Annotated in this window: 23 protein-coding genes and 1 riboswitch; of the genes, 10 read left to right on the top strand and 13 right to left on the bottom strand. The window is 70.8% G+C overall.

Annotated features, from left to right (window positions below):
* Positions 1 to 147 precede the first annotated feature (147 nt).
* From ABIC52_RS13530 to ABIC52_RS13520, 3 genes are read right to left on the bottom strand one after another with little or no spacing between them, the layout of a single operon-like run.
* On the bottom strand, positions 148 to 2,277 hold the full coding sequence (locus ABIC52_RS13530) for a dipeptide ABC transporter ATP-binding protein (RefSeq protein ID WP_354027571.1): 2,130 nt from the start codon (positions 2,275 to 2,277) through the stop codon (positions 148 to 150).
* Positions 2,274 to 3,302, bottom strand: coding sequence for an ABC transporter permease (locus ABIC52_RS13525; RefSeq protein ID WP_126892580.1), 1,029 nt, complete (start codon positions 3,300 to 3,302; stop codon positions 2,274 to 2,276). Before ABIC52_RS13525 ends, ABIC52_RS13530 begins: the two co-directional genes overlap by 4 nt.
* A 1-nt stretch (position 3,303) precedes the next feature.
* A complete protein-coding gene (locus tag ABIC52_RS13520) occupies positions 3,304 to 4,287 on the bottom strand; it encodes an ABC transporter permease (RefSeq protein ID WP_126892579.1) in 984 nt (327 codons plus the stop codon).
* Positions 4,288 to 4,431: 144 nt separating this feature from the next.
* Here ABIC52_RS13520 and ABIC52_RS13515 point away from each other — a divergent pair, with 144 nt between their 5' ends.
* The 3 genes from ABIC52_RS13515 (at position 4,432) to ABIC52_RS13505 (ending at position 7,414) form a co-directional block, all read left to right on the top strand.
* Positions 4,432 to 6,111 (top strand): ABC transporter family substrate-binding protein, encoded by a 1,680-nt coding sequence (locus ABIC52_RS13515; protein WP_354027570.1) that lies wholly within the window; start codon positions 4,432 to 4,434, stop codon positions 6,109 to 6,111.
* 69 nt (positions 6,112 to 6,180) lie between these two features.
* Positions 6,181 to 6,657: a peroxiredoxin gene (locus tag ABIC52_RS13510; RefSeq protein ID WP_209677686.1), complete on the top strand. Its 477-nt coding sequence runs from the start codon at positions 6,181 to 6,183 to the stop codon at positions 6,655 to 6,657.
* Positions 6,658 to 6,868: 211 nt separating this feature from the next.
* Positions 6,869 to 7,414 (top strand): PH domain-containing protein, encoded by a 546-nt coding sequence (locus ABIC52_RS13505; RefSeq protein ID WP_209823214.1) that lies wholly within the window; start codon positions 6,869 to 6,871, stop codon positions 7,412 to 7,414.
* A 176-nt stretch (positions 7,415 to 7,590) separates the two neighbouring features.
* Here the strand turns inward: ABIC52_RS13505 and ABIC52_RS13500 are convergent, their stop codons facing one another.
* From ABIC52_RS13500 to gcvT, 8 genes are all read right to left on the bottom strand, one after another.
* Complete coding sequence (locus tag ABIC52_RS13500; protein ID WP_209823212.1) at positions 7,591 to 8,094, bottom strand: PH domain-containing protein; 504 nt, start codon at positions 8,092 to 8,094, stop codon at positions 7,591 to 7,593.
* A 62-nt stretch (positions 8,095 to 8,156) separates the two neighbouring features.
* Positions 8,157 to 9,899, bottom strand: a complete 1,743-nt coding sequence (locus tag ABIC52_RS13495) for a dipeptide ABC transporter ATP-binding protein (RefSeq protein WP_209677680.1) — start codon at positions 9,897 to 9,899, stop codon at positions 8,157 to 8,159.
* Entirely contained in the window at positions 9,896 to 10,846 is a 951-nt protein-coding gene (locus ABIC52_RS13490) for an ABC transporter permease (RefSeq protein ID WP_126892238.1), read from the bottom strand. The genes ABIC52_RS13495 and ABIC52_RS13490 overlap by 4 nt, the downstream gene beginning before the upstream one ends.
* The gene (locus ABIC52_RS13485) at positions 10,836 to 11,765 is read right to left on the bottom strand and encodes an ABC transporter permease (protein WP_126892237.1); all 930 of its coding nucleotides are present in this window, start codon (positions 11,763 to 11,765) and stop codon (positions 10,836 to 10,838) included. Before ABIC52_RS13485 ends, ABIC52_RS13490 begins: the two co-directional genes overlap by 11 nt.
* A 246-nt stretch (positions 11,766 to 12,011) precedes the next feature.
* Positions 12,012 to 13,640 (bottom strand): peptide ABC transporter substrate-binding protein, encoded by a 1,629-nt coding sequence (locus tag ABIC52_RS13480; protein WP_126892236.1) that lies wholly within the window; start codon positions 13,638 to 13,640, stop codon positions 12,012 to 12,014.
* A gap of 400 nt (positions 13,641 to 14,040) precedes the next feature.
* Positions 14,041 to 16,971 (bottom strand): aminomethyl-transferring glycine dehydrogenase, encoded by a 2,931-nt coding sequence (gene gcvP, locus ABIC52_RS13475; RefSeq protein ID WP_354027569.1) that lies wholly within the window; start codon positions 16,969 to 16,971, stop codon positions 14,041 to 14,043.
* Positions 16,968 to 17,345, bottom strand: coding sequence for a glycine cleavage system protein GcvH (gene gcvH / locus ABIC52_RS13470; protein WP_354027568.1), 378 nt, complete (start codon positions 17,343 to 17,345; stop codon positions 16,968 to 16,970). Before gcvH ends, gcvP begins: the two co-directional genes overlap by 4 nt.
* Before the next feature lie 4 nt (positions 17,346 to 17,349).
* Positions 17,350 to 18,453, bottom strand: a complete 1,104-nt coding sequence (gene gcvT, locus ABIC52_RS13465) for a glycine cleavage system aminomethyltransferase GcvT (RefSeq protein ID WP_209677672.1) — start codon at positions 18,451 to 18,453, stop codon at positions 17,350 to 17,352.
* Between the two features lie 170 nt (positions 18,454 to 18,623).
* A riboswitch (glycine riboswitch) is annotated at positions 18,624 to 18,714 on the bottom strand.
* 95 nt (positions 18,715 to 18,809) lie between these two features.
* Between gcvT and ABIC52_RS13460 the strand changes: the two genes are divergently transcribed.
* The 4 genes from ABIC52_RS13460 to ABIC52_RS13445 are packed head-to-tail and all read left to right on the top strand — an operon-like array spanning position 18,810 to position 20,732.
* Positions 18,810 to 19,199 (top strand): BlaI/MecI/CopY family transcriptional regulator, encoded by a 390-nt coding sequence (locus ABIC52_RS13460; RefSeq protein WP_354027567.1) that lies wholly within the window; start codon positions 18,810 to 18,812, stop codon positions 19,197 to 19,199.
* 13 nt (positions 19,200 to 19,212) lie between these two features.
* Positions 19,213 to 19,950, top strand: coding sequence for a M56 family metallopeptidase (locus ABIC52_RS13455; RefSeq protein WP_209677670.1), 738 nt, complete (start codon positions 19,213 to 19,215; stop codon positions 19,948 to 19,950).
* Between the two features lie 48 nt (positions 19,951 to 19,998).
* Positions 19,999 to 20,481 carry an FBP domain-containing protein gene (locus ABIC52_RS13450; RefSeq protein WP_058728205.1) on the top strand — a complete coding sequence of 161 codons (483 nt, stop codon included), beginning with the start codon at positions 19,999 to 20,001 and terminating at the stop codon, positions 20,479 to 20,481.
* Positions 20,478 to 20,732 (top strand): hypothetical protein, encoded by a 255-nt coding sequence (locus ABIC52_RS13445; RefSeq protein WP_209677668.1) that lies wholly within the window; start codon positions 20,478 to 20,480, stop codon positions 20,730 to 20,732. The genes ABIC52_RS13450 and ABIC52_RS13445 overlap by 4 nt, the downstream gene beginning before the upstream one ends.
* 27 nt (positions 20,733 to 20,759) lie before the next feature.
* Here the strand turns inward: ABIC52_RS13445 and ABIC52_RS13440 are convergent, their stop codons facing one another.
* Positions 20,760 to 21,638, bottom strand: a complete 879-nt coding sequence (locus tag ABIC52_RS13440; protein WP_209823204.1) for a LysR substrate-binding domain-containing protein — start codon at positions 21,636 to 21,638, stop codon at positions 20,760 to 20,762.
* A gap of 68 nt (positions 21,639 to 21,706) precedes the next feature.
* Here ABIC52_RS13440 and ABIC52_RS13435 point away from each other — a divergent pair, with 68 nt between their 5' ends.
* The 3 genes from ABIC52_RS13435 to ABIC52_RS13425 are packed head-to-tail and all read left to right on the top strand — an operon-like array spanning position 21,707 to position 22,893.
* A complete protein-coding gene (locus tag ABIC52_RS13435; RefSeq protein WP_126890860.1) occupies positions 21,707 to 22,195 on the top strand; it encodes a GNAT family N-acetyltransferase in 489 nt (162 codons plus the stop codon).
* 24 nt (positions 22,196 to 22,219) lie between these two features.
* Positions 22,220 to 22,678 carry a GNAT family N-acetyltransferase gene (locus ABIC52_RS13430; RefSeq protein ID WP_354027566.1) on the top strand — a complete coding sequence of 153 codons (459 nt, stop codon included), beginning with the start codon at positions 22,220 to 22,222 and terminating at the stop codon, positions 22,676 to 22,678.
* A 17-nt stretch (positions 22,679 to 22,695) separates the two neighbouring features.
* Positions 22,696 to 22,893, top strand: a complete 198-nt coding sequence (locus ABIC52_RS13425; protein ID WP_126890858.1) for a hypothetical protein — start codon at positions 22,696 to 22,698, stop codon at positions 22,891 to 22,893.
* Positions 22,894 to 23,001: 108 nt separating this feature from the next.
* Here the strand turns inward: ABIC52_RS13425 and ABIC52_RS13420 are convergent, their stop codons facing one another.
* Entirely contained in the window at positions 23,002 to 24,189 is a 1,188-nt protein-coding gene (locus tag ABIC52_RS13420; protein ID WP_238638102.1) for a MalY/PatB family protein, read from the bottom strand.
* Between the last annotated feature and the right edge of the window lie 96 nt (positions 24,190 to 24,285).

The raw sequence follows: 24,285 nt of genomic DNA, 5'->3' as shown, positions 1-24,285 counted from the left end.
GCGCCCCGCGTCGTTTTTGGTGGGAACCCGTTGGGGGGCGCGGGGGTCCCCGCTGGTGTCCGGTTCGGGGTCCGGGCGCCGGGGCCCCGGGGGGGGGGGGGGGGGGGGGGGGCCCCCCCGCCCCCCCGCCTCCCGTCCGTCGTCTGGTCACGCGACCAGCTGCGGCACCTTCTCCGGGTAGTGGCAGGCCGCACGGTGGTCGCGCTCCGCGCCGCGGCGCGCGGCCTTCTCCGGCACCTCGTCGCGGCAGCGCTGCTGCTCGGCCTCGGGCAGCATCGCGTACAGCGGGCACCGCGAGCGGAACCGGCAGCCCGTCGGACGTTCGGTCGGGCTGGGCGGGTCCCCCGGCAGCAGGATCGTCCTCCGCGACCGCTCGATGACGGGATCCGGCACCGGCACGGCCGACATGAGCGCCGCCGTGTACGGGTGCATCGGGCGTTCGAAGACCTCGTCGACCGCGCCCTCCTCCACGGTGCGGCCGAGGTACATCACGCTGACCCGGTCCGCGACGTGCCGGATGACCGACAGGTCGTGCGACACGAACAGGTAGGACAGCCCGAGACGCGCCTTGAGGTCGGCGAGCAGGTTGAGCACCCCGGCCTGGATCGACACGTCGAGCGCGGACACCGGCTCGTCGAGCACGATGAGCTCCGGCTCGGTGGCGAGCGCCCGGGCGATCGAGATGCGCTGCCGCTGACCGCCCGAGAACTCGTGCGGGTAGCGGTCCGCCTCGGCGGCCCGGAGCCCCACGAGCCCGAGGAGCTCCGGTACCCGCTCGGCGATGCGGTCGGACGAGGCACCGATCGCGCGGAGCGGCTCCGCGACGACGTCGTAGACCGACATGCGCGGGTCGAGGCTCGCCGCGGGGTCCTGGAACACCATCGAGATGCGCTGTCGGAGCTGCTTGGTGGCGACCACGGGCCGACCGAAGAGCTCGACCGTGCCGTGCTCGGGTCGCTCGAGGTCCATCAGCTGGTGCAGCGTCGTCGACTTGCCGGAGCCGGACTCTCCCACGAGGCCCAGGGTCTCACCCTTCCGGATGTCGAGGTCGACACCGTCGACGGCGAAGACCTGCCCGACCTTCCGCTTGAAGAGCGCACCGCGCAGGAGCGGGAAGGTCTTCGTCAGGCCCTCGACCCGGACGACGGCGTCCCGTCCGGCGCGGTCGGTCGGCGCGATCACCGCGGTCGCGGCCGCGGGGATCTCCGGCAGGCGGAAGATCGCGCCGGCGTCGGCGTGTGCCGCGGCGACCTCCTCGTAGCGGTGGCAGGCGACGGCATGCGGAACCGCGGTGTCGACCGGTTCCTCGCCCGCCACGCCGGCGGCGACGTCGACGGTGGCGAGCGGCGGTTCGGACCCGCGGCACACGGCGGCCTCGAGCGGGCACCGGTCGGCGAACGGGCACGCGTCGGCGAGTCCGATCAGCGACGGTGGCGAGCCCGGGATCGGCACGAGCGGACCGCCGCTCGACTCGTCGAGCCGCGGCAGCGCGCCGATCAAGCCGATCGTGTAGGGCATCCGTGGCCGAGCGAAGAGTTCCTCGGCGCTCGCGGTCTCGACGATCCGCCCGGCGTACATCACCGCGATCCGGTCGGCGATGCCGGCGATGACCCCGAGGTCGTGGCTGACGAACACCAGGGCGGCCCCGGTCTCCTGCTGCGCGGTCCGCAGGACGTCGATGATCTGCGCCTGGATCGTCACGTCCAGCGCCGTCGTCGGCTCGTCCGCCAGGATCACGTCCGGGTCGTTCGCCATGGCCATCGCGATCATCGCGCGCTGTCGCATGCCGCCCGAGAACTCGTGCGGGAAGGCGTCGACGCGCTGCTCGGCCTGCGGGATGCCCACGAGCTTGAGCAGCTCCACCGCCCGGGCGCGGGCCTGCTGCTTGGTGCCACCGCGGTGCACGAGGACGGTCTCGGCGATCTGGTCGCCGATCGTGTACACGGGTGTGAAGGCCGACAGCGGGTCCTGGAAGACCATCGCGACCTTCGCACCGCGGAGCTTGCTCATCTGCTTGTCGCTGCGGCCGATGAGCTCCTGCCCCTCGAGCTCGATCGACCCCGTGACCTTCGTGGTCTCCGGCAGCAGGCCGAGGATCGCCATGCTCGTCACGGACTTGCCCGAGCCGGACTCCCCCACGATGCCGAGGACCTCGCCGCGGCGCAGTTCCAGGTCGACGCCGCGGACGGCGTGCACCTCACCGCGTGGTGTCGGGAAGCGGACGTCCAGATCGCGCACGCGCAGGACGGTCTCGGTGGTGGTCGTGGTGGTGCTCATGCGCCGGCCCCTGCCTGCGTGGTGATGGTCGCGGCGTCGACCGCGGCCTGGTTCTGATCGCGCTTCCGGCCGCTCCGCTTCTGCCGCTTGCCGGTCGCCGACGTCGGATCGAGTGCGTCCCGCAGACCGTCGCCGAGCAGGTTCGCCGCGAGCGCGAACACCACGAGGGCGCCGGCCGCGAAGTAGAACAGCCACGGGTAGGTGAGCGCGGCGTCCTGGTTCTGCGCGATGAGGGTGCCGAGCGAGACGTCCGGCGCCTGCACGCCGAAGCCGAAGTAGCTGAGGCTCGTCTCGGACAACACCGCGGCGCCGACCTGGATCGTGCCGTCGATGATGAGGAAGGACGCCACGTTCGGCAGGATGTGCCGGACGATGATCCGGAACGGGCCGATGCCCATGTACCGGGCCGCGCGGACGAACTCGCGCTCCTTGACCGACAGCGTCATCGAGCGGACGACCCGGGCGGTGACCATCCAGCCGAACGCCGCGATGAGGACGACCAGGACGATCCAGCCGGAGTCCTGGATCCGCGGGCTGATGATCGCGATGATCAGGAACGACGGCAGCACGAGCAGCACGTCGACGAAGAACATCACGATGCGGTCGGTCCAGCCGCCGAAGTACCCGGCGGCAGCCCCGGCCAGGGCGGCGAGCGCGGTGGAGAACACCGCGACGAGCAGCCCGATCAGCAGGCTCTTCTGCATCGCTCGGGCGGTCTGGGTGAAGACGTCCTGCCCGATGCCGTTGGTGCCGAACCAGTGCGTCCCGCTCGGCGGCTGCGTGAACGCGGTGTAGTCGATCTGTGAGTACCCCCACGGGCTGACGAGCGGGCCGATGAAGGCGAACGCGAACAGCACGAGGATGGTCACGAGGCCGACCCCGGCACCGCGGTTCATGAAGACTCGGACGACGGTCTGCACGAAGCGGTTGCGCTGCTTCCGGCCGGGTGCCGGCGTCCCGGGGAGCGGGGTGTCCGCGCGCGCGACGGTCGACCCGTCGACGGGCTCGATGCGGGTGTCGGTCATGTCAGGCCCTCCGGACGCGCGGGTCGAGCACGGCGGTCATGGTGTCGGCGAGGAACCCCGCGAGCAGCACCACGACCGCCGCGAACAGGGTGTAGGCGGTGACGGAGTTCACGTCGTTGTTCTGGACCGCGTCGATGAACCAGGCGCCGAGGCCGTTCCACCCGAAGATCTTCTCGGTGAAGGTCGCACCCGTCAGGATGCCGAGGAACCCGTAGGCGAACAGCGTCGTCATCGGGATGAGGGCCGTCCGCAGACCGTGCTTGAACGTCGCGCGGCCCTTCGTCAGACCCTTCGCCCTCGCCGTCCGCAGGAAGTCGGAGCCGAGCACGTCGAGCATCGTCGCCCGCTGGTACCGACTGTAGATCGCGATCAGGCCGAGTGCGATCGAGATGGTCGGCAGGAGCAGGTGCACGCCCCGGTCCGCGAACAGCTCCCACCAGCTGCCGGAGAGCCCGGGCGTTGCCTCGCCGGTGAAGTTGATGAGCTGCGTGCCGCTGTCCTGGTTGAGCTTCGTCGCTCCGATCTTCAGGAAGACCGCGGTCAGGAACACGGGCGTCGAGATGAGGAAGATCGAGATGATCGCGCTCACCCGGTCGGACAACCGGTACTGCCGGATCGCGTTCCAGACACCGAGCAGCACGCCGAGCACGATGCCGATGACCGACCCGACGAGCAGGAGCCGCAGGCTGACGCCCAGTCGCGGCCAGAACGCGTCGTTGACGCTCTTGTCCTGGATCGTCTGGCCGAGGTTGCCCTGCACCGCGTCGCCGAGCCAGTGCCCGTACCGGACGATGACCGGTGTCTTGTCGTTCACGCCGATGTGGTCGAGCTTGGCGTCGACCACGGCGGTCGGCGGCGCCGGGTTGCGTTCCGCGTAGACGGATCGGGGGCTGAACGTTGCCGACGCGAGGAAGTACGTCAGCGACGTGGCGAGGAACACGAGCACGACGTAGTACACGAGTCGACGCGCCAGGTAGCGGATCATGCGGATCACCTTACGACTCGATTTGTTTCCGGCAGATGACACGCTCGGTCGCCGCGCGTAACGAATTGGCGTTTGCAACAGAAGCCCTCGTCTGCCCCCACCCAGGGGACGTAGGGTGATCCCAATCTTCACGGGAGGAAGAACATGAAGCACAGGAAAGCCCTGGCGTTGACGGCGGCACTCGCCGGCTTCGCCCTCGTCGCCACCGGATGCTCCAGCGGTGGCTCCGGCGGGTCCGGCGGCTCCGGTGACTCGGGCAAGGAGGCCCTGCCCTCCAGCGCCCAGATCAACGAGAAGCCCGTCTCCGACCTGCAGCAGGGCGGCACGCTCCGACTGCCGATCTCGCAGTGGATCTCGCAGTGGAACTACTTCGAGCTCGACGGCACCCTGCAGGACGCCGCTGACGTCGAGGCGGCGACGATGCCGCAGACGTTCGTGATCGACTCCGACGGCAAGCCGCAGCTCGACAAGGACACGCTCGAGTCGGCCGAGGTCACCAGCGAGGACCCGCTGACGATCACGTACACCGTGAACCCGAAGGCCGTGTGGAACGACGGCACGCCGATCACGTGGAACGACTTCGAGGCGCTCTGGAAGGCGAACAACGGGACCGACCCGAGCTACCAGATCGGTGACAGCACCGGGTGGAAGGACATCGAGTCCGTGACCCAGGGCTCCGACGAGCGCCAGGCGATCGTGAAGTACTCGACGCCGTTCTCGGACTGGAAGTCGCTCTTCAGCCCGCTGTACCCGGCGAGCGTCATCGGGACGCCCGACGGCTTCAACAACGGCTACAAGGACAAGGTCCCGGTCTCGGCCGGTCCGTACAAGGTGTCGAAGCTCGACGAGACCGCGGGCACCGTCACGCTCGTCCCCGACGAGAAGTGGTGGGGCGACAAGCCGAAGCTCGACCAGGTCATCTTCCGGAGCCTCGACGGCAACGCCGACGTCGACGCCTACCTGAACAAGGAGCTCGACTCCGTGTCGGTCGGTACCTCGGACCGGTACGCCCGGGTCAAGGACGCGAAGGACACGAAGATCTACGCGTCCCAGTCGGCCTCGTACACCCACGTCGACTTCTCCTCGCAGGGCACCCTGAAGGACGAGAAGCTCCGACTCGCGTTGCAGCACGCGATCAACCGTGAATCGCTCGCATCGGTCATCGGCGGCACCCTGCCGTACAAGCTGCCGGTGCTGAACAACCACGTGTTCCTCGCCACGGACAACGGGTACAAGGACAACTCGAGCCCGAACGGCACGTTCGACGTCGAGAAGGCCAAGAAGCTCCTCGACGACGACGGGTGGAAGACCGACGGCGCGTACCGGAAGAAGGACGGCAAGACGCTCGCGATCTCCATCACGATCCCGTCCGGCGCCACGAGCTCGCAGAAGATCGCCGAGGTCATCCAGGCCCAGCTCAAGGACGTCGGCGTGAAGCTGTCCATCAAGTCGGTGTCGAGCGACGACTTCTTCCCGCAGTACGTCACGCCGGGCAACTACGACATGACGCTGTTCCTCTGGGGCGGCACCGGCTACCACGCCAGCGGCGCGAGCATCTTCATCAGCGGCGACACCGGCCAGAACTACGGTCGCGTCGGCAACGAGAAGATCGACAAGCTCGTGAACCAGGCGATCGCGGAGACCGACACCACCAAGGCGAACGCCCTGTGGAACCAGGTCGACGAGAACGTGTGGGCGATCGGACACTCCCTGCCGATCGTGCAGTCGCCCCGTGTCATCGCGCAGAACCCGAAGCTCGCGAACTACGGCGCCCGTGCCGGCGCCATGGTCTACGACTGGACCAAGGTCGGGTTCACCAAGTAGCAGCACGACACCAGGACGGGCCCGGTCGCACCACGCGACCGGGCCCGTTCCCTGTCCTACTGTGTGCACATGAGCATCCCCGAGCCGGGCGACACGGCGCCCGACTTCTCCCTGCCCGGACTCGTCGTCCGGAACGGCACCCGCACGGACGACGAGTACGCCCTGTCGGCGGTCATCGGCCGTCCGCTCGTCCTCGCCTTCTACCCCGGCGACGCCACGCCCGTCTGCACGGCCCAGCTCTGCAGCTACCAGGAGGAGCTCGACGACTTCGCCGACCTCGGCGCCGTCGTCTGGGGCGTCAGCCCGCAGGCGTTGGACTCCCACGAGGACTTCGCCCGCGGCGCATCCCTGTCGTTCCCGCTGCTGAGCGACACCGGCGGCGACGTCGCGCGCGCCTACGGTGTCCGGGCGCCGGGTATCGGCCTCCGCCGCTCGGTCTTCGTCATCGACGCCGACGGCATCGTCCGGTGGCGCCACGTCGGGCTCGTCGGCCTGCGCTTCCCGAAGGCGGAGACCATCCGCGAGCAGGTCGAACAGCTCGTCTGACCGCGCCGGACGGGCCGGCGTTCCTGAAGATCGGGCGTCGGGTGTTGACACCCGGACGGGGCGTGCCGACCATGGACGGACGAGGTCCGCATCGGACCCGCCTCCCCGGGGAACCGGGTCGCCCGGCCGTACGCGCAGGTGTGTCACACCCGCTCCCGGGCGTCCCCGGGGAGGCGCTCTCGACCCCGCCCGCTCCCCTACGATGGCCTGGATGAGCACCGTCGTCGCGCCCCGCATGCGCCTGTTCGCCGTCGTCCTGTGGGCCGTCGCGGTCGTGCTGGTCCCGCTCGCGCTGCTGACCGGCGGCAACCCGTGGCTCGTCCCCGTACCGAGTGTCTTCACCGCGTTCATCGCCTGGGCCGTGCTCTGGCGCCCGCGCTTCGAGCTCACCGACGAGACGCTCACGATCGTCGACGTGCGCCGCACGAGCACCTACCCCTGGCGTCGCGTGCAGGAGGTCCGGACGAAGTACGGCATCGAGGTGGTCACGACCGAGGGCGTCCGCCGCACCTGGCTCGCGACGCGTCCGACCGCCGCGCTCGGGCTGCGGGGCCCCGGGGGCGGCTCGACGACGGCCGCCGACGTGCGGGCGGTCGCGGACGTCCTCCGCGGGCACGTCCCCGCACCGGCCGTCCAGGACGGGCCGCCGCCGGCGACCGTCGAGGCCGCGACCATCACCCACCGTGTCCACGGCTGGACCGTCACGGCGATGATCGTGCTCGGCGTCGCCGCGTCGATGGCCGGAGCGCAGCTCTAGGGCAGGACCGGTCCGGTCCGGAGGCGCGTGGCAGGCCCGCACCGAGCCTCCGGGCCGTCCCGTGGTCCGGCCGGGAGGCGCGTGGCGGGCCCGTGCCGAGCCTCCAGGCCGTCCCGTGGTCCGGCCAGGAGGCGCGAGGCGGGACGGCGCAGGTCTCCCGGCCGGCCCGTGGTGCGTCAGGTCGCGAACGCGACCGCGGCGACCACCAACAGGACCACGACCGCGGTCCCGGTCCCGACGGCGAGACGGTCCCACGCGCGGTGCACCGCGCGGTCGTCGGGCCTCGCCGTCCGCCGTGCGTGCCAGCGCGAACGGATCGCCCGCAGCTCCTCCGGCTCGTGCGGCACCGACAGCTCCCCACGGCGGGCCGGACGCGACCCGCGGATCGACGGCCCGCCCCGGCAGGTGACCGAGCGGCCGTCGGCGGTCTGCACCACGATCTGCCAGCGGAGCCGGACGTCGGCGACGACCGCCCACGGCACGCGTGTGGTGCGCAGCGGGTTCACGACGGTGAGCGCGTCGTCGTCGAGCCGGACGACCGGGCGGACGGTGAGCAGCCAGAGCGCCCACACGAGCGCGGTGACCGGGCCGACCGCCGACCAGAGGACGTCCCAGCTGCCCCGCGCCGCAGCGTCGACGAGCAGGAAGAGCCCCAGGACGGCGACGAGGCCGGACGCCACCGCCCCTCCGCGACCTGCGCGGAGGACGACGGGACGTCCGGCCTCGGGGTGGTGCAGCGGGATCAGCGCCCGAACTCGAACCCGGCGCCCGGGATCGCGGCGAGCAGGTCCTTCGTGTACTGCTCCTTCGGGTCGGCGAAGACCTCGTCGGTCGTCGCCTTCTCGACGATCTGCCCCTTGCGCATGACGCACACGTTGTCCGCGACGAGGCGGACGACGGCGAGGTCGTGCGTGATGAAGAGGTACGTCAGGTCCAGCTCGCTCTGCAGCTCGGTGAGCAGGTCGAGGATCTGGCCCTGGACGAGCACGTCGAGCGCGGAGACCGCCTCGTCGAGCACGATGACCTCGGGCTTGAGCGCCAGCGCACGCGCGACGGCGATGCGCTGCCGCTGGCCACCGGACAACTCGTTCGGGTAGCGGTTCACCATCGACTTCGGGAGTGCGACCTGGTCGAGCAGCTCGAGCACGCGGGCCCGGCGGCTGGCCTTGTCGCCCACCTTGTGCGTGGCGAGGGGCTCGGCGATCGTGTTCCCGACGTTGTACATCGGGTCCAGCGAGCCGTACGGGTCCTGGAACACCGGCTGCACGCGGCGGCGGAAGTCGAACAGGTCCTTGCCCTTGAGGGCACCGATGTCGATGCCGTCGAACGTGACCGAACCGCCGGTGATCGACTCGAGCTGCAGCACGAGCTTCGCCACGGTCGACTTGCCCGAACCCGACTCGCCGACGAGCGCCGTGGTGGTGCCCTTCGGGATCGAGAACGACACGTCGTCGACGGCCTTCAGCTCGCGGGACTGCAGGTTCTTGCCGCGGAGCTTGTAGACCTTCTGCAGGTTCTTCACCACGATGAGGTCCTGCGCCGGACGGTGCTCGCGCTCCTGGGCGCGGGCGATCAGCTCGTCGTCCTCGCTGCCGGCGTCCGCGATGTCGACCCGCTCGTGCTGCACCTTCGACTGGATGCGACGGCTCGCGAGCGAGGGCGCCGCGGCGACGAGGCGCTGCGTGTACGGGTGCTGCGGGTTCGCCAGGATCTCCTTCGACGGACCGGACTCGACGACCTGGCCCTTGTACATCACGACGAGCTTCTCGGCGCGCTCGGCGGCGAGGCCGAGGTCGTGCGTGATGAACAGGACCGAGGTCCCGAAGTCGCGGGTCAGCGTCTCGAGGTGGTCGAGGATGATCCGCTGGACGGTGACGTCGAGCGCCGAGGTCGGCTCGTCGGCGATGAGCAGCTGCGGGCGGCTCGACAGACCGATGCCGATGAGCACGCGCTGGCGCATGCCGCCGGAGAACTCGTGCGGGAACTGCTTGAGCCGGGTCGCGGCGTCGCCGAGGCCGGCCTCCTGCAGCACCTCGACCGCGCGGGCACGGATCGCGTGCTTGCCGGTCGCCATGCCGTTCGCCTTGATGGCCTCTTCCACCTGGAAGCCGATCGACCACAGCGGGTTGAGGTTCGACATCGGGTCCTGCGGGACGTAGCCGATCTCCTTCCCGCGTATGCCGGCCATCTCCTTGTCGGACAGTCCGACGAGCTCACGCCCGTTGAACTTTATCGACCCGCCGGTGACCTCGCCGGTGCCGGCGAGGAGCTTGATGATCGCCTGAGCGCTGGTCGACTTGCCCGAACCGGACTCGCCGACGATCGCCAGGCGCTCGCCCTGCTCGAGGGTGAAGTCGACGCCGCGGACGGCCTGCACCAAGCCGCTCTGGGTGCGGAACCCGACCTGCAGGCCGGAGACCTCGAGCAGCGGGGCGCCGGAACCGGCCGGACGACGGGTGGTGGGATCGGTGAGCGTCTCGGTCATCGACGGGCCCTCGCCTTCGGGTCGAGCGCGTCGCGGACCACGTCGCCGAGGAGCAGGAACGCGAGCACGGTGATGGACAGGGCGGCGGACGGCCAGAAGATCGTCGACGGGTTGGTGCGGATCGACGTCTGCGCCGTGCCGATGTCGAGGCCCCAGCTGAGCGCCGACGGGGGCAGACCGATGCCGAGGAACGACAGGGTGGCCTCGGCGACGATGAACGAACCGAGCGACACCGTGGCGATCACGATGACGGGCGCGATCGCGTTCGGGATCACGTGGCGGACGAGCGTGGTGAAGCGGCTGACACCGAGGGCCGCCGAGGCGGTGACGTAGTCGGACTGCTTCGCGCTGAGCACCGCACCGCGCATGATGCGGGCGATCTGCGGCCACGCGAACGCGGCGAGCACGAGCGCCACCGTGATCGCGTTGCGGGCCGGGATGACCGACATGATCACGATCGCGCCGAGGATGGTCGGGATCGAGAAGAAGATGTCACCGATGCGGGAGACGATCGTGTCGAGCCAGCCGCCGTAGAACCCGGCGAGGGCGCCGATGATGATGCCGACGAGCGACACCAGGATCGTCGCGACCAGGCCGACGATGACCGAGCTGCGGGCACCCCAGATGACGCGGGCGTACACGTCGTAGCCCTGACGGTTGTAGCCGAGCGGGTGGCCCGGACGAGCGCCCTCGTCGCTGAAGTCGAGGTTCGCCGCGCGGGGGTCGACGTGTGTGAACAGGCCGGGGAAGATCGCGACGACCAGCACGAGCAGGATCAGGACCGACGAGATCCAGAAGGTCGGGCGGACGCGCATGGAGTCCCATGCGTCGGTCCAGGTCGAGCGCGTCTTCTCCGTCTCGTCGACCTGGTCGACGGCCTGGAGCGGCGTCTCCTCGATCGGCGCCACGTAGTGCGTCGCGGAGCGGGGTTCGGCGTTACTTGGCATAGCGGATCCTCGGGTCCAGGACGGCGTAGAGCAGGTCGACCAGGAGGTTGGCGAGCATGAAGATGATGACCATCACGGCGACGAAGGAGACGACCGTGGGGCCCTCGCCGAGCTTGACGGCGCGGAACACCGTGCCGCCGACACCGTTGATGTTGAAGATGCCCTCGGTCACGACCGCACCGACCATCAGGTTGCCGATGTCGACACCGAGGTAGGTCACCACGGGGATGAGCGAGTTGCGGAAGATGTGCACCCCGACCACGCGACGACGGGGCAGGCCCTTCGCAGTGGCGGTCCGGACGAAGTCGGCGCTCATGTTCTCGGCGACGCTGGCACGCGTGAGCCGCACGATGTAGGCGAACGACACGGTCGCGAGCACGATCGCCGGGAGCACGAGCTCCGACCACGGCGCCTGACCCGACACGGTGACGCGGAACAGCCCCAGCTGGATGCCGAAGACGTACTGCAGCAGGAAGCCGACGACGAAGGTCGGCACCGAGATGAGCAGGAGCGAGACGACGAGCGCGGTGGTGTCGAACCACTTGCCCTTCTTGAGGCCCGCGATGACACCGACGACGATGCCGGCGACGGCCTCGAACAGCAGCGAGAGCAACGCGAGGCGCGCGGTGATCGGGAACGCCGACGCGAGCTGCTGCGACACCGGCAGGCCCGAGTAGGTGAGCCCGAGGTCGCCACGGAAGACGCCACCGATCCACAGGAAGTACTGGACCAGGAACGGCTTGTCCAGGTTGTACTGCTGCCGGAGCTGCTCGATCACCTGCGGCGACGGCTGGCGGTCGCCGAACAGCGCGGCGATCGGGTCGCCGGGCAGCGAGAAGACCATGAAGTAGATGAGGAACGTGGCCCCGAAGAAGACGGGGATGAGTTGCAGGAGGCGCTTGCCGAGGTACCAGAGCATCAGATCGCTCGGTCCTGCGCAGCGGCGCGCGTGTCGTTCTGGTTCATGTCGTGAGGGGTGGACGGCTCGCGGGTCGGCACGGGTGTCCGGTGCGGGCGGCGGCGCCCGCGGTGGTGGGGGTTGTGTTGCCGCCGAGGTACGGGGGCCCGGAGACCGTGTGGTCTCCGGACCCCCGTCCGGTGGCCGCGGAGCAGGATACCTGCTCGCGATGTGTCTCCGCGGTGCTCGACCGCAGGGAGACCGGTGTTACTTGGTGACCTCGATGTCGTAGTACAGCGGAACGGAGTCCCAACCGAACTTGACGTTCTTGACGTTGTCAGCCGACCAGACGCCGGTCACGTTGGAGTACCACAGCGGGATCTCCGGCAGGTCCTTGAACAGGAGTTCCTGCGCCTTGTCGAAGGTCTTGTTGCCCTCTTCGACGGTCGAGGCCGAGCGGCCCTCGGCGAGCAGCTGGTTGTACTCGTCAGAGTCGTAGCGCGCGTAGTTGCTCGACGAGCCCTTGCCCATGGTCGGGCCGAGGAAGTTGTACAGCGACGGGTAGTCGGCCTGCCAACCGGTGCGGCTACCGCCCGTGAGCTTGTCCTGCGTCTGGTTGTCCAGGGCTTCCTGGAACGTCGGCACGGCCTTGCCCTCGGCCTTGATGCCGAGCGTGTTCGAGATCGAGTTGGTGACCGCGGTCACCCACGCCTCGTGTCCGCCGTCGGCGTTGTACTGGATGGTGAGGGTCTCGTCGTACGGCGACATCTCGTTGGCCTGCGCCCAGAGCTTCTTGGCCTCGGACGGGTTGTAGTCGAGGACGTCCGAGCCCTCGAGGTCACCGTTCCAGCCGGAGATCACCGGGGAGGTGAAGTCCTTGGCCGGGGTGCGGGTGCCGTCGAAGATCTTGTCGGTGATCTGCTTGCGGTTGATCGACATCGACAGGGCCTCGCGACGGAGCTTGCCCTCGTCGCCGCTCCAGTGCTTCAGGTAGTACGGCATGTAGAACGCCTGGAAGATCGCCGCGGGCTGGTTCGCGTTCGAGTCGGGGAAGTCCGACTTGTAGGTCGCGAAGGCAGCGTCCGGGATCGCGTCGAGCACGTCGAGGTTGCCACCCTGCACGTCCGCGTAGGCGGTGTCCTGCGAGGTGTAGAACGTGATCGTCAGACCACCGTTCTTCGGCTTGCGCTTGCCGGCGTAGTCCTCGTTGGTGACGAGCTTGATCGACTGGTTGTGCGTCCACGCACCCTTGCCGTCGAGCTTGTACGGGCCGTTGCCGATCGGGTTCTCACCGAACGCCTTGGTGTCCTTGTAGAAGTCCGAGGGCAGCGGCATGAAGGCCGAGTAGCCGAGCGACAGCGGGAAGTCGGACTGGGCCGACTTCAGCGTGACCGTGAACTCGTCGTCGCTCTTGACCGTGAGGCCGGTGAGCTCGGAGTCCGCGTCGGCGTTGTAGCCCTCGATGTTCTCGAAGAAGTAGCTCGCGCCCTGGGCGTTCGACTTCTGGGCAGCCCAGTTCCACGCCTTCGTGAACGACTCGGCCGTGACCTTCTCACCGTTGGTGAAGGTGTAGCCGGTGTTGAGCTTGATGTCGTAGGTCTTGGAGTCATCGGTGTCGATGCTCTTCGCGACCTCGTTGACCGGCTTGCCGTCGGCGTCGTACGAGACGAGGCCCTCGAAGATCGACGTGATGATCTTGCCGCCACCGGTCTCGGTGGAGTTCGAGGGGATGAGCGGGTTCTGGGGCTCGGAGCCGTTCGTGGTGACGATCCCGGACGCGTTCGTCGAGCCCGAGTCACCGCCGTTGCCGCTTCCGTTGCTGGAGCAGCCGGTCAGGGCGATTGCTGTGGCCCCGAGCACGGCGAGGGCAGAGAGCCCAGCGCGCTTCTTGATCAAGGTTCCTCCTGGTGCATGGGACACGCCAGGCACAGAGGTGCTGCCGGGCGTGTTTGTCCTTGCACTGTAGGCAGTGCTCCGACCGCCGACCAAACCCTGCGGCCATCGGTTACAAACCGGAAACCAAGTTGCAGGATCATTGCGGGAGGATGCAAGATTCGGGCGCTCTGGCGGGGTGCGAGCGGGTTTGTTGCTTCTGCAACGAAGTTGTTGCACGAGCGCACAACGATGGGCTAGCCGAGCAGCGCTCGCGAGGACGTGGAGCGCTCCGACGTCCCGCTGCCCACCCGGCACGCGTGGCACCTGACACACGTGTTCCCTGCCCGGAGCTCCCGGGCAGGGCACACGCTACGCGCTCAGCGGTCGGACCGCCGCCGTGTGACACGGCTGACGGGTCGGATCAGGCGAACGCCTCGATGGGCGGGCAGGCGCAGACGAGGTTGCGGTCGCCGTACGCCTGGTCGATCCGGCGCACCGGCGGCCAGTACTTCCGCGCGCTGATGCCGGGCACCGGGTAGACGGCCTGCTCCCGCGTGTACGGGTGCGTCCACTCGCCCGAGATCGCGGACGCCGCGGTGTGCGGGGCGTGCACGAGCGGGTTGTCGTCCGCCGGCCACTCCCCCCGCTCGACCGCCGCGGCCTCGGCCCGGATGGCGAGCATCGCGTCGACGAAGCGGTCGAGCTCGGCGAGGTCCTCGCTCTCGGTCGGTTCGACCATGAGCGTCCCGGCGACCGGGAACGACATCGTCGGGGCGTGGAAGCCGTAGTCGACCAGGCGCTTCGCGACGTCGTCCACGGTGATGCCCGACGACTCGCGCAGCGGGCGCAGGTCGAGGATGCACTCGTGGGCGACCAGCCCCGACTCCCCCGTGTAGAGGACCGGGAACGCGTCACGCAGGCGTGCGGCGACGTAGTTCGCCCCGAGCACCGCCGCCTCGGTCGCCCGTGTCAGCCCCTCGAGCCCCATCATCCGGACGTAGGTCCACGTGATCGGCAGGATGCTCGGGCTGCCGTACGGCGCAGCACTGACCGGGCCGCCCGCGTGCGCGAGCCGTCCGGCGGCGCCGTCGTCGGCAGCCGACGACCCGGGGCGCCGGTCGGCCTGCTGCGCCATCGGGTGCGCGGGCAGGAAGGGCGCGAGGTGCGCCTTCGCCGCGACCGGCCCGACGCCGGGGCCACCGCCGCCGTGCGGGATGCAGAAGGTCTTGTGCAGGTTGAGGTGCGAGACGTCGCCACCGAAGTCGCCGAAGCGGGCGTGCCCGAGCAGCGCGTTGAGGTTCGCGCCGTCGACGTACACCTGGCCGCCGGCCTCGTGCACGGCGTCGCAGACCTCGCGGACGTCGTGCTCGTACACGCCGTGCGTCGACGGGTACGTGATCATCAGCGCGGCGAGCGTGTCCGCGTGCCGGGCCGTCTTCGCGCGGAGGTCCGCGAGGTCGACGTTGCCGTCCTCGTCGCAGGCCACGACGACCACCTGCATGCCGGCGAGCACCGCCGACGCGGCGTTCGTGCCGTGCGCGCTCGACGGGATGAGGCACACGGTGCGGTCGAGGTCCCCGCGGGAGCGGTGGTACCCGCGGATCGCGAGCAGTCCCGCGAGCTCACCCTGGCTGCCGGCGTTCGGCTGCAGCGAGACGGTGTCGTACCCGGTGACCTCGGCCAGCCAGGACTCCAGGTCGCCGATCATGTCGAGGTACCCCTCGACGTCCTCGCGCGGCGCGAACGGGTGCACGTTCGCGAACTCCGGCCAGGTCACCGCCGCCATCTCGGTCGCCGCGTTGAGCTTCATGGTGCAGCTGCCGAGCGGGATCATGCCGCGGTCGAGCGCGTAGTCCTTGTCCGCCAGGTGCTTGAGGTACCGCATCATGCGGGTCTCGCTGCGGTGCGCGCTGAACACGGGGTGCGTCAGGTACTCGCTGCTGCGCAGCAGGTCGGACGGAAGGCCCGTGGTCGCGTCGCGCACGGCGCCCTCGGTCGCCGGGACGGTCACGTCCACCGCCCCGAACACGCCGGCGAGCGCCGTCACGTCCTCCGGCGTGGTCGTCTCGTCGACCGACAGCTGCAGGGTGTCGGCGTCCACCAGGTGGAGCAGGCGGTCCGCGTCGCGCGCGGCGTCGACGATCGCTGCCGCACGCCCGGGTGCGCGGAGCGTGAGGGTGTCGAACCAGTGCTCGTGCACGACCTCGAGCCCGGCCGCTCGCGCGACGTCGGCGAGCGCCGAGGTCGTGCGGGCCACCCGGTCCGCGATGAAGCGCAGCCCCTCCGGGCCGTGGTAGACGGCGTACATCGACGCCATCACGGCGAGCAGGACCTGCGCGGTGCAGATGTTGCTCGTCGCCTTCTCGCGACGGATGTGCTGCTCGCGGGTCTGCAGGCTGAGCCGGTAGGCCATCTGCCCGTCGGCGTCGAAGGAGACCCCGACGAGCCGGCCGGGCAGCTGCCGCTCGAGGCCCGCGCGGACCGCGAGGTACCCGGCGTGCGGGCCACCGAAGCCGAGCGGGACGCCGAAGCGCTGGCTCGTGCCCACGGCGACGTCGGCGCCCAGGTCGCCCGGGCTCGCCAGGAGCGTCATCGCGAGGAGGTCGGCCGCGACCACGGCGATGCCACCGCCGGCGTGCACGCGCTCGATCGTCGCCGAGGGGTCGACCACGCGCCCGGAGGCTCCGGGGTACTGCACGATGACGCCGAAGGCGCCGTCCAGGTCGCCGTCACTCGGGCCGGTGGCGGCGTCGAACGCGCGGAGCGTGATGCCCACGGCGTCGGCTCGGTGGTCGAGCAGGGCACGGGTCTGCGGCAGCAGGTCGGCGTCGACGAGGAACGCGTCGCCCTTCACCTTCGACGCACGACGGGCGAGGAGCATGCCCTCGACCACGGCCGTGCCCTCGTCGAGCATCGACGCGCCGGCGGTGGCCATGCCGGTCAGGTCGGACACCATCGTCTGGAAGTTGATGAGCGCCTCGAGTCGGCCCTGCGAGATCTCGGGCTGGTAGGGCGTGTACGCCGTGTACCAGCTCGGGTTCTCGAGCACGTTCCGCTGGATCACCGCGGGCGTGTGGGTGCCGTGGTAGCCGAGGCCGATCATGGCGCGGCGGACCGTGTTGCGCACAGCCTTCGCGCGGAGCTCGGCGAGGGCCTCGGCCTCCCCGACCGCTGCCGGGATCACCGAGTCGGTGACCGGCGCGGCGTGGATCGACTCCGGGATGGCCGCGCGGACGAGCGCGTCGAGGGACGGCTGTCCGACGGCGTCGAGCATGACCTGCTGGTCGGCGCTCGTCGTCCCGATGTGGCGGTCGGCGAAGGACGTCTGGAGGTTCTGCTGCGTGCCGGTCATGCGAGGGACGCCCGGTAGGTGTCGTGGTCCATGAGGTCCTCGGGGAACGAGGTGCCCTCGACCTTGAGCTTGACGAGCCAGCCGGCGCCGAACGGGTCCTGGTTGACGGTGTCGGGGGCGTCGACGACGGCGTCGTTGATCGCGACGACCTCGCCCTCGATCGGGGCGAAGAGCTCGCCGACGCTCTTGGTCGACTCGATCTCGCCCATCTGCTCGCCGGCGGTCGTGGTGGTGCCGACGGTGGGGAGCTCGACGTAGACGACGTCCCCGAGCTGCTCGGCGGCGTGGTCGGTGATGCCGACGGTGACGGTGTCGCCCTCGACGAGGATCCACTCGTGGTCGGCGGTGTACTGCAGTGCGGTCTGGTCGGTCACGGGATCAGCCTCTCGGGGTGCGACGGTAGAAGGGGAACGGGGTGACGATGCTGGGGATCGCGGTCCCCCGGACGTCGATGTGCAGGAGTTGTCCCTCGCCGGCCACGGCCGGGTCGACGAAGGCCATCGCGACGGGGTGTCCGAGCGTCGGGGACAACGCCCCGGACGTGACGGTGCCCACCACGGTCCCGTCGTGCACGACGTCGTAGCCGGCCCGGGGAGCGCGGCGCCCCTCGGTCACGAGCCCGACGAGCACGCGGGCGTCCGGGTCCGGCTGCACGCCGGCGTCCCCGACGAAGGAGCCCGAGGTCGCGACGACACGACCGAGCCCCGCCTGCGCGGGTCGGACGTCGGTGGACAGCTCGTGCCCGTAGAGCGGCATGCCGGCCTCGAGCCGCAGGGTGTCGCGCGCGGCGAGCCCGGCGGGGACGACACCGCGGTCGGCCCCGGTCTCGAGCAGCGCGTCCCAGATCGACGAGGCGACGTCGGTGCCGCTGTAGATCTCGAAGCCGTCCTCGCCGGTGTAGCCGGTGCGGGCGACGAGGACCTCGGCGCCGTCGAACAGCGCGTGCAGCACGCGGTAGTACCGGAGCTCGTCGAGCGGGGTCTCCGGCTGCAGGCGGTCGGCCACGACCAGCGCGTCGAGCGTCCCCGCGGCGGCCGGACCCTGGATCGCCACGAGTGCCGTGGTGTCCGAGTCGTCGGTGACCTCGACGTCGTACCCGTGGGAGCGTGCCACGAGCGCGTCGACCGCGACGGAGCGGTTCGCCGCGTTCGCCACGACGAGGAAGACGTCCTCGCCCGTGCGGTACACGACGAGGTCGTCGAGGATCCCGCCGTCCTCGGCGAGGAGCAGCGAGTACTTGGCGCGGCCGACGGGCATCGCGCCGAACGACCCGGCGAGCGCGTGGTCGAGGAACGGCACCGCATCCGGGCCGACGACACCGACCTCGGCCATGTGCGACAGGTCGAAGACACCCGCGGCCTGGCGGACCGCGTGGTGCTCGGCGAGGTCGGACGAGTACCGGACGGGCATCCGGTACCCGGCGAAGTCGGTGAAGGTGGCGCCCGCAGCCTCGTGCGCGGGTTCGAGTGGGGAGGAACGCATGACGGAGTTCTCCTGGCATCGGCAGGACCCGACGGCCGTCGTCGGGTGGGAACTCCCCCTCTGTCATGGGCCTGAGAGTTTCACCGCGGCCCGTGAGGTCCGGCGGCTTTCACCGTGGGCGAGACACCGCGCGGGCCCGGCGGGGACGCGTGTCTGCTTTTCAGAGTGGCCTGTCCGCTGCGGTGTGGGACCTGAGAGATTGACGGGGAGGTTGCTCCTTCGGTGCCGTGCGCGTGCGCTCGGCTCTCCCGCGGCGGGTGTGCGGCCGGTGTTGAGTTGTGCAGGCCCGAGCATACCGACCCCGCGTTTCGGGCATGTGTCGCGGTACCGTCTTCGACGTCTCGTAGAATGCGGGGATGGCAGGACAGCGATCGCGCCCCCGTGGGCAGCTCGAGCAGGCGGTCCTCGAGACCCTGCGTGCCGCGGCCGACCACGGGATCGTCGACGGGTGCACGGCCCGCCAGGTGCTGGACGCGTTCCCGGAGCCCCGGCCCGCGCTGACGACGGTGCTGACCGTGCTCGACCGGCTCGGACGCAAGGGTCAGGTCGAGCGGCAGGAGCACGACGACGCCCCGCTGACCTTCCGCGCCGTGCACAGCCGCGAGCAGCAGACCGCGTCGCTGATGTCGAACGCGCTCGCCGCCGCGTCGGACCGCGAGGCCGCACTGCTCCAGTTCACCGGATCGCTCGCCTCGGACGACCTCGACGTCCTGCGCCGCGCCCTCGACGCCCGAGCACAGTCCTGAGGGAAGCCGCCGCGTGGTCGTCGCCGGAGTCGTCCTCATCGCACTCGCCCTCGTCGTCGTGGTGGCCGCCCCGCGCGTGCTGACCCGGTCCGCCTGGACGATCGACCACCCGCGCACCGCCCTCGTGTCCTGGTCGGTGGCGGTCGTGCTCGGCGTGGTCGGCTTCGTCGTCGGTACCACCCTGGTCGTCGTCGCGAACCGACCGATCACGGACCCCTTCGGGCTCGGGGAGTCGCCGACGCACCGGTTCAACCTCGCGGTCGCGCTGCTCGCCGTGCTCGCCTTCGTGGTCGCCGTGCGGGTCCGCCCGGGCCCCGAGCACGACGCCGTGCGCGAGGCCATGCGCTCGGGTTCCGCACCGCACCGGCAGATCGACGGCACCACCGTCGCGCTGGTCGAGGCGGACCACGCGCTCGCCTGCGCGGTCCCCGGCCGCTCCGGCGGGGTGCTCGTCAGCACCGGGCTGGCGGACCTGCTGCGGACCGACGAACTGGAGGCCGTGGTCGCCCACGAGCGCGCCCACCTGACCCAGCGCCACGCGGTGGCCGTCGCGGTCGCGGAGTCGATCGAGCGTGCGGTCCCGTGGGTGCCGGGCGCGCGCGCCATGGCGCGCTCGACGCGCGTCCTCGTCGAGTTCGCGGCCGACGACGCGGCGGCCCGACGCGTCGGACGTGACGCCCTGCGCCGAGCGGTGCTCGTGGCGGACGGGACGAGCGCGCTCGGGGCGGTGCGCGCCTCCCGGCTGCGCTGAACACACGGGACGCGCCTGTCGGAGGCGAGGCATAGGGTTGCAGGCACCGTGAAGCCACTGACCGAAGCAGACATCCGTTCGTCGTTCGTGAACGCCACCCCGGACGAGCTCGAGCAGCTCCCGATCCCGGGGTTGCACGAGATGCTGTGGGACGAGCGCGAGTTCCTGGGCTGGCGCGACCCCCAGGCCGCCCGTCGCGGCTACATCGTGTCGTGGATCGACGACCGCCCGGTGGGCATCGTCGTCCGTTCCGCCGGTGGCTCCCTGCGACCCGGCATCGCCGCGATGTGCTCGTTCTGCCACTCGCCGCAGCCGGCGACGCAGGTGCGACTGTTCTCGGCCGCGCGCGCCGGCGAGTCCGGACGCAACGGCAACACCATCGGCTCGTACATCTGCGAGGACCTCGGCTGCTCGATGCTCATCCGCACGGCGCCGCCGCACCTCAACCCGCCGGCGACGATCGCCATGCGCGGCGAGGCGCTGCTGCAGCGCGTGCGGAACTTCACCGAGGACGTCTCGAAGACCGCGTGAGCCGCTTCGACACCGCGCGGTGGGCCGTCGTCGAGGAGTCCGGCGACGGACGGTGGCGGCTCAGCATCCGCGACGAGGCCGACGACGAGCTCGGCGCGCTCGGCCTCGGCGTCGAGGGGGTGTGGGACCCCGACGTCGAGCCGCACGTGGCGTTCGTGCTCGTGCAGCTCGGCCTGACCCTGCGCGGCGCCCGACCCTGGCACGAGGACGAGCTCGGCGACCAGCGGGCCCCGGTGCTGCCGCTCGGGTGACCGAGAGCGTCGGTGCGTCGTTGCGACTCAGCGCTCGGTGGCCGCGATGAAGTTCCGGAGGATCTCGCGGTCGTCGTCGGCTCGGACCGCCCAGACGAGTTCACTCCGGGCGGGGTCGTCCTGCAGGGGCAGCAGCACCACCGTGTCGGGCGCCGCGAGGGTCGCGCTCTCCGGGGCGACCGTCACGCCCAGCCCCGCTCCGACGAGGTGCAGCACGGTGGCCCACGTGGTGGCCTCCTGGACGACCTCGGGCCGACGCCCCTCTACGACCACGGGCGCGAGGTTGCGCTCGGTGGCGACCGCACCGGCGACCGCGGGGAAGAACACGAACGGGTCGTCGACCAGTTCGGTGCCGCGGATCGACAGCCGCTCCGCGAGCCGGTGCCCGTGCGGGACCGCCGCGACGAAGCGCTCCCGTCGGAACGGCAGGAAGCGCACGGCGGGGTCCGGGTCGGGGTCGCGCAGGACCGCCAGGTCGAGCTCGCCCCGGACGATGCGGGCGAGGAGCGACGAGGAGTAGCCCTCCGTCAGCTCGACACGGACGAGCGGGTACCGCTGGCGGAAGGCCTGGACGCGCTCGATCGGACCGAGCGGCAGTGCCGACACGACGAACCCGACGTCCAGCCGTCCGGCCTCACCCCGTCCGACCCGCACGACCTCGTCGACGTCGCGCGCTGCCTGGTCGAGCAGCGAGCGCGCCCGGCCCTGCAGCACCCGGCCGGCCGCGGTCAGCGCGACGCTGCGCGAGGTCCGGACGAACAGGTCGACCCCGAGGTCGCGCTCGGTCCGTCGGATCTGCTGCGAGAGCGCGGGCTGGGCGATGCGCAGTCGCTCGGCGGCCCGCCCGAAGTGCAGCTCGTCGGCGACGGCGAGGAACGCCCGGAGCTGCCGCAGGTCCACATCCATGCACGCAGCCTATCGATCAGCGCGAACGAGTACTGGACGCGATCAGATCGCCGTCCGAGGATGGGTCCATGCCCGAGACGACCTCCACGCTGACCATCGCCGAACTCGAGTCCGCCGCCGACGCCGCTGCCTTCCGCACCCTCAACGAGGCGTGGATCGAGCAGTACTTCTCCCTCGAGGACGAGGACCGCGCGATCCTCGGCGACCCGACCGGTCGCATCGTCGAGCCGGGTGGTGCGGTGTTCGTCGCGCGGCTCGACGACGAGGTCATCGGCTGCATCGGGATCATGCCGGTCGGCGAGCGCGTGTTCGAGCTCGTCAAGATGGCGGTCTCGCTGGCGCACCAGGGGCACGGCACCGGCCGGAGGCTCATCGCGGCCGCGCTCGACCGTGCCCGGGCCCTCGGCGCGCAGCGGATCGCACTCGAGAGCAACAGCCGCCTGGCGAGCGCCGTGCACCTGTACGAGGCGTTCGGCTTCCGGCACCTCGAGCACGACGAGATCGCCCCGAGCCCCTACGTCCGCGCCGACGTCCACATGGTGCTCGACCTGGCCTGACCACCACCCGGTACCGTCGGGATCGTGCACATCCGACCGCGCCGCGACGAGGACCTGGAGCACCTGGTCCACGTGCTCCGACGCACGCACGACGAGGACGGCTACCCCGCGCACTGGCCGGACGATCCGGTCGCGTGGCTGACCCCGCCCGGGCACCGCTCGGCATGGGCAGCGTGGTCGTCGGGCAGCGTGGTCGGTCACGTCGGACTGGCCGCTCCCGCCGCGGACGCGGCAACGCTGGTCACCCGACTCGTGGTCCACCCGGACCACCGTGGGCAGGGCATCGCCGACGCCCTGTTGGCGGCTGCCGAAGGTTCCGCGGAGTCACCGGTCCTGCGGCTCGACGTGACCGAGGAGACGCCCGGCGCGTGGCGACTCTACGAACGCCGTGGCTGGCGGTTGACCCACCGGTCCCCCGCGGACTGGGCGAAGCCGGACGGGACCGTCCCGACGATGCGGTGGTACGAGAAGCGCCTGCGGTGAGCCGGTACGCTCGCGGCATGGCGACGTACGAGGTGCAGGCCGTCCGCGAGCGCGGCGTGTGGCAGGTGTTCATCGAGGGGACCCCGATCACCGAGGTCCTGCGCTGGTCGTCCGTCGGGCCGGTCGCGCGGGAGTTCCTCGCCATGGACCGCGACGACGACCTGCGCATCCGCGTCGTCGGGCGCAACCAGTACGTCGACGCCCCGTCCGACTGAGCCGTGCGCGCTCCGCAGCGAGACTCGCGCTGAGCGACGTTCCTCGCGTGCCCGGACCCGAGACGGGTCGCTGAGCGCGAGACTCGTGCGAGTGCGAGCCCCCGTCGCTCACGCGACGTGCCAGACCAGCCCCTCCTGCGCACTCGACGGGTAGGCCGCCGCGATGCGGTGGACCGCCTCGCGCAGGGTCTCGGGCGAGCACGCCAGGTTGAGCCGCGCGAACCCCCGCCCCTGCGCGCCGAAGCCCAGCCCGGAGTTCAGCGCAACGTAGGCGTGCTCGCGGAGCGGCACCGCCGGGTCGTCCCCGAGCCCGATCCCCCGGAAGTCGAGCCACGCCAGGTACCCCGCGCGCGGACGGGTGTAGACGACCCCGGGCAGGTGCTCGGCGAGCAGGGACCCGAGCAGCCGTTCGTTCGCGACGATGCGGGCGACGACGTCGTCGAGCCAGTCCGTCGCCAGGGTGAACGCGGCGAGGTTCGCGTGCAGCCCGAGGATGCTCGTGCGGCAGGCGACCTCCTCCCACAGCGTGTCGAGCAGCGCAGCGGTGCGGTCGTCGCCGGCCACCATCACCGAGCACTTCACCCCGGCGAGGTTCCACCCCTTGCTCGCACTCGTCACGCAGACGCTGCGGGCGCCGTGCTGCTCGGCGACCATCGCGAACGGGGTGAAGCGGACACCGGGGTGCGTCAGCGGGGCATGGATCTCGTCGCTGATGACGAGCACGTCGTACCGTGCCGCCAACTCGGCGAGGGCCTCGAGGTCGGCACGGTCGTGCACGAGCCCCATCGGGTTGTGCGGGTTGCAGAGCAGGAACACCCGGACCCCGTCGGCGAAGGCGCGCTCGAGCCCGGCCAGGTCGAGCCGGTAGACGCCCCACTGCTCGGCGAGCGGGACCTCCTCGACCTGACACCGTGCTTCCTCGACGAGCTCGAAGAACGGCGGGTACACCGGCGGGGTGATCGCGACGCGTCCGCCGTCGGGCAGCGCGAGCCGCAGCGACTCGACGATCCCGACGCTGACGTCGGTCGCCAGGTGCACGCGCTCCGGGTCGACCGCCCAGCCCCACCGGTCGCGCGCGAACTGCGCGAACGCCGGAGCGAGCGGCCCGGGGCCGTCGAGGTACCCGAGGTCGGACTGTTGCACCCGCTCGACCAGCGCCTGGCGGATCGCCGGCGCCACGTCGTGGTCCATCTCGGCGACGAACAGGGGCAGCACGTCGGGCGCGTACCGCGTCCACTTGATGCTCGTGCGGACCCCGCGGAGCGTGCCGACCGGGTCCTGTTCGTCGTCAGCCATGCGTCCCAGCATGCATCGACCGGGAGGCCCGGTGCGAGTCCGGCCGTCATCCTGCGTCGTCGTCGGGTCACCTCCCGGGCACGGCGCACCCCGGCC

It is taken from the genome of Curtobacterium oceanosedimentum (genome assembly GCF_040545555.1).
Classification (GTDB): domain Bacteria; phylum Actinomycetota; class Actinomycetes; order Actinomycetales; family Microbacteriaceae; genus Curtobacterium.
Note: the sequence above shows the minus strand (reverse complement) of the source record. Positions and strands in the feature narration are given on the sequence as shown.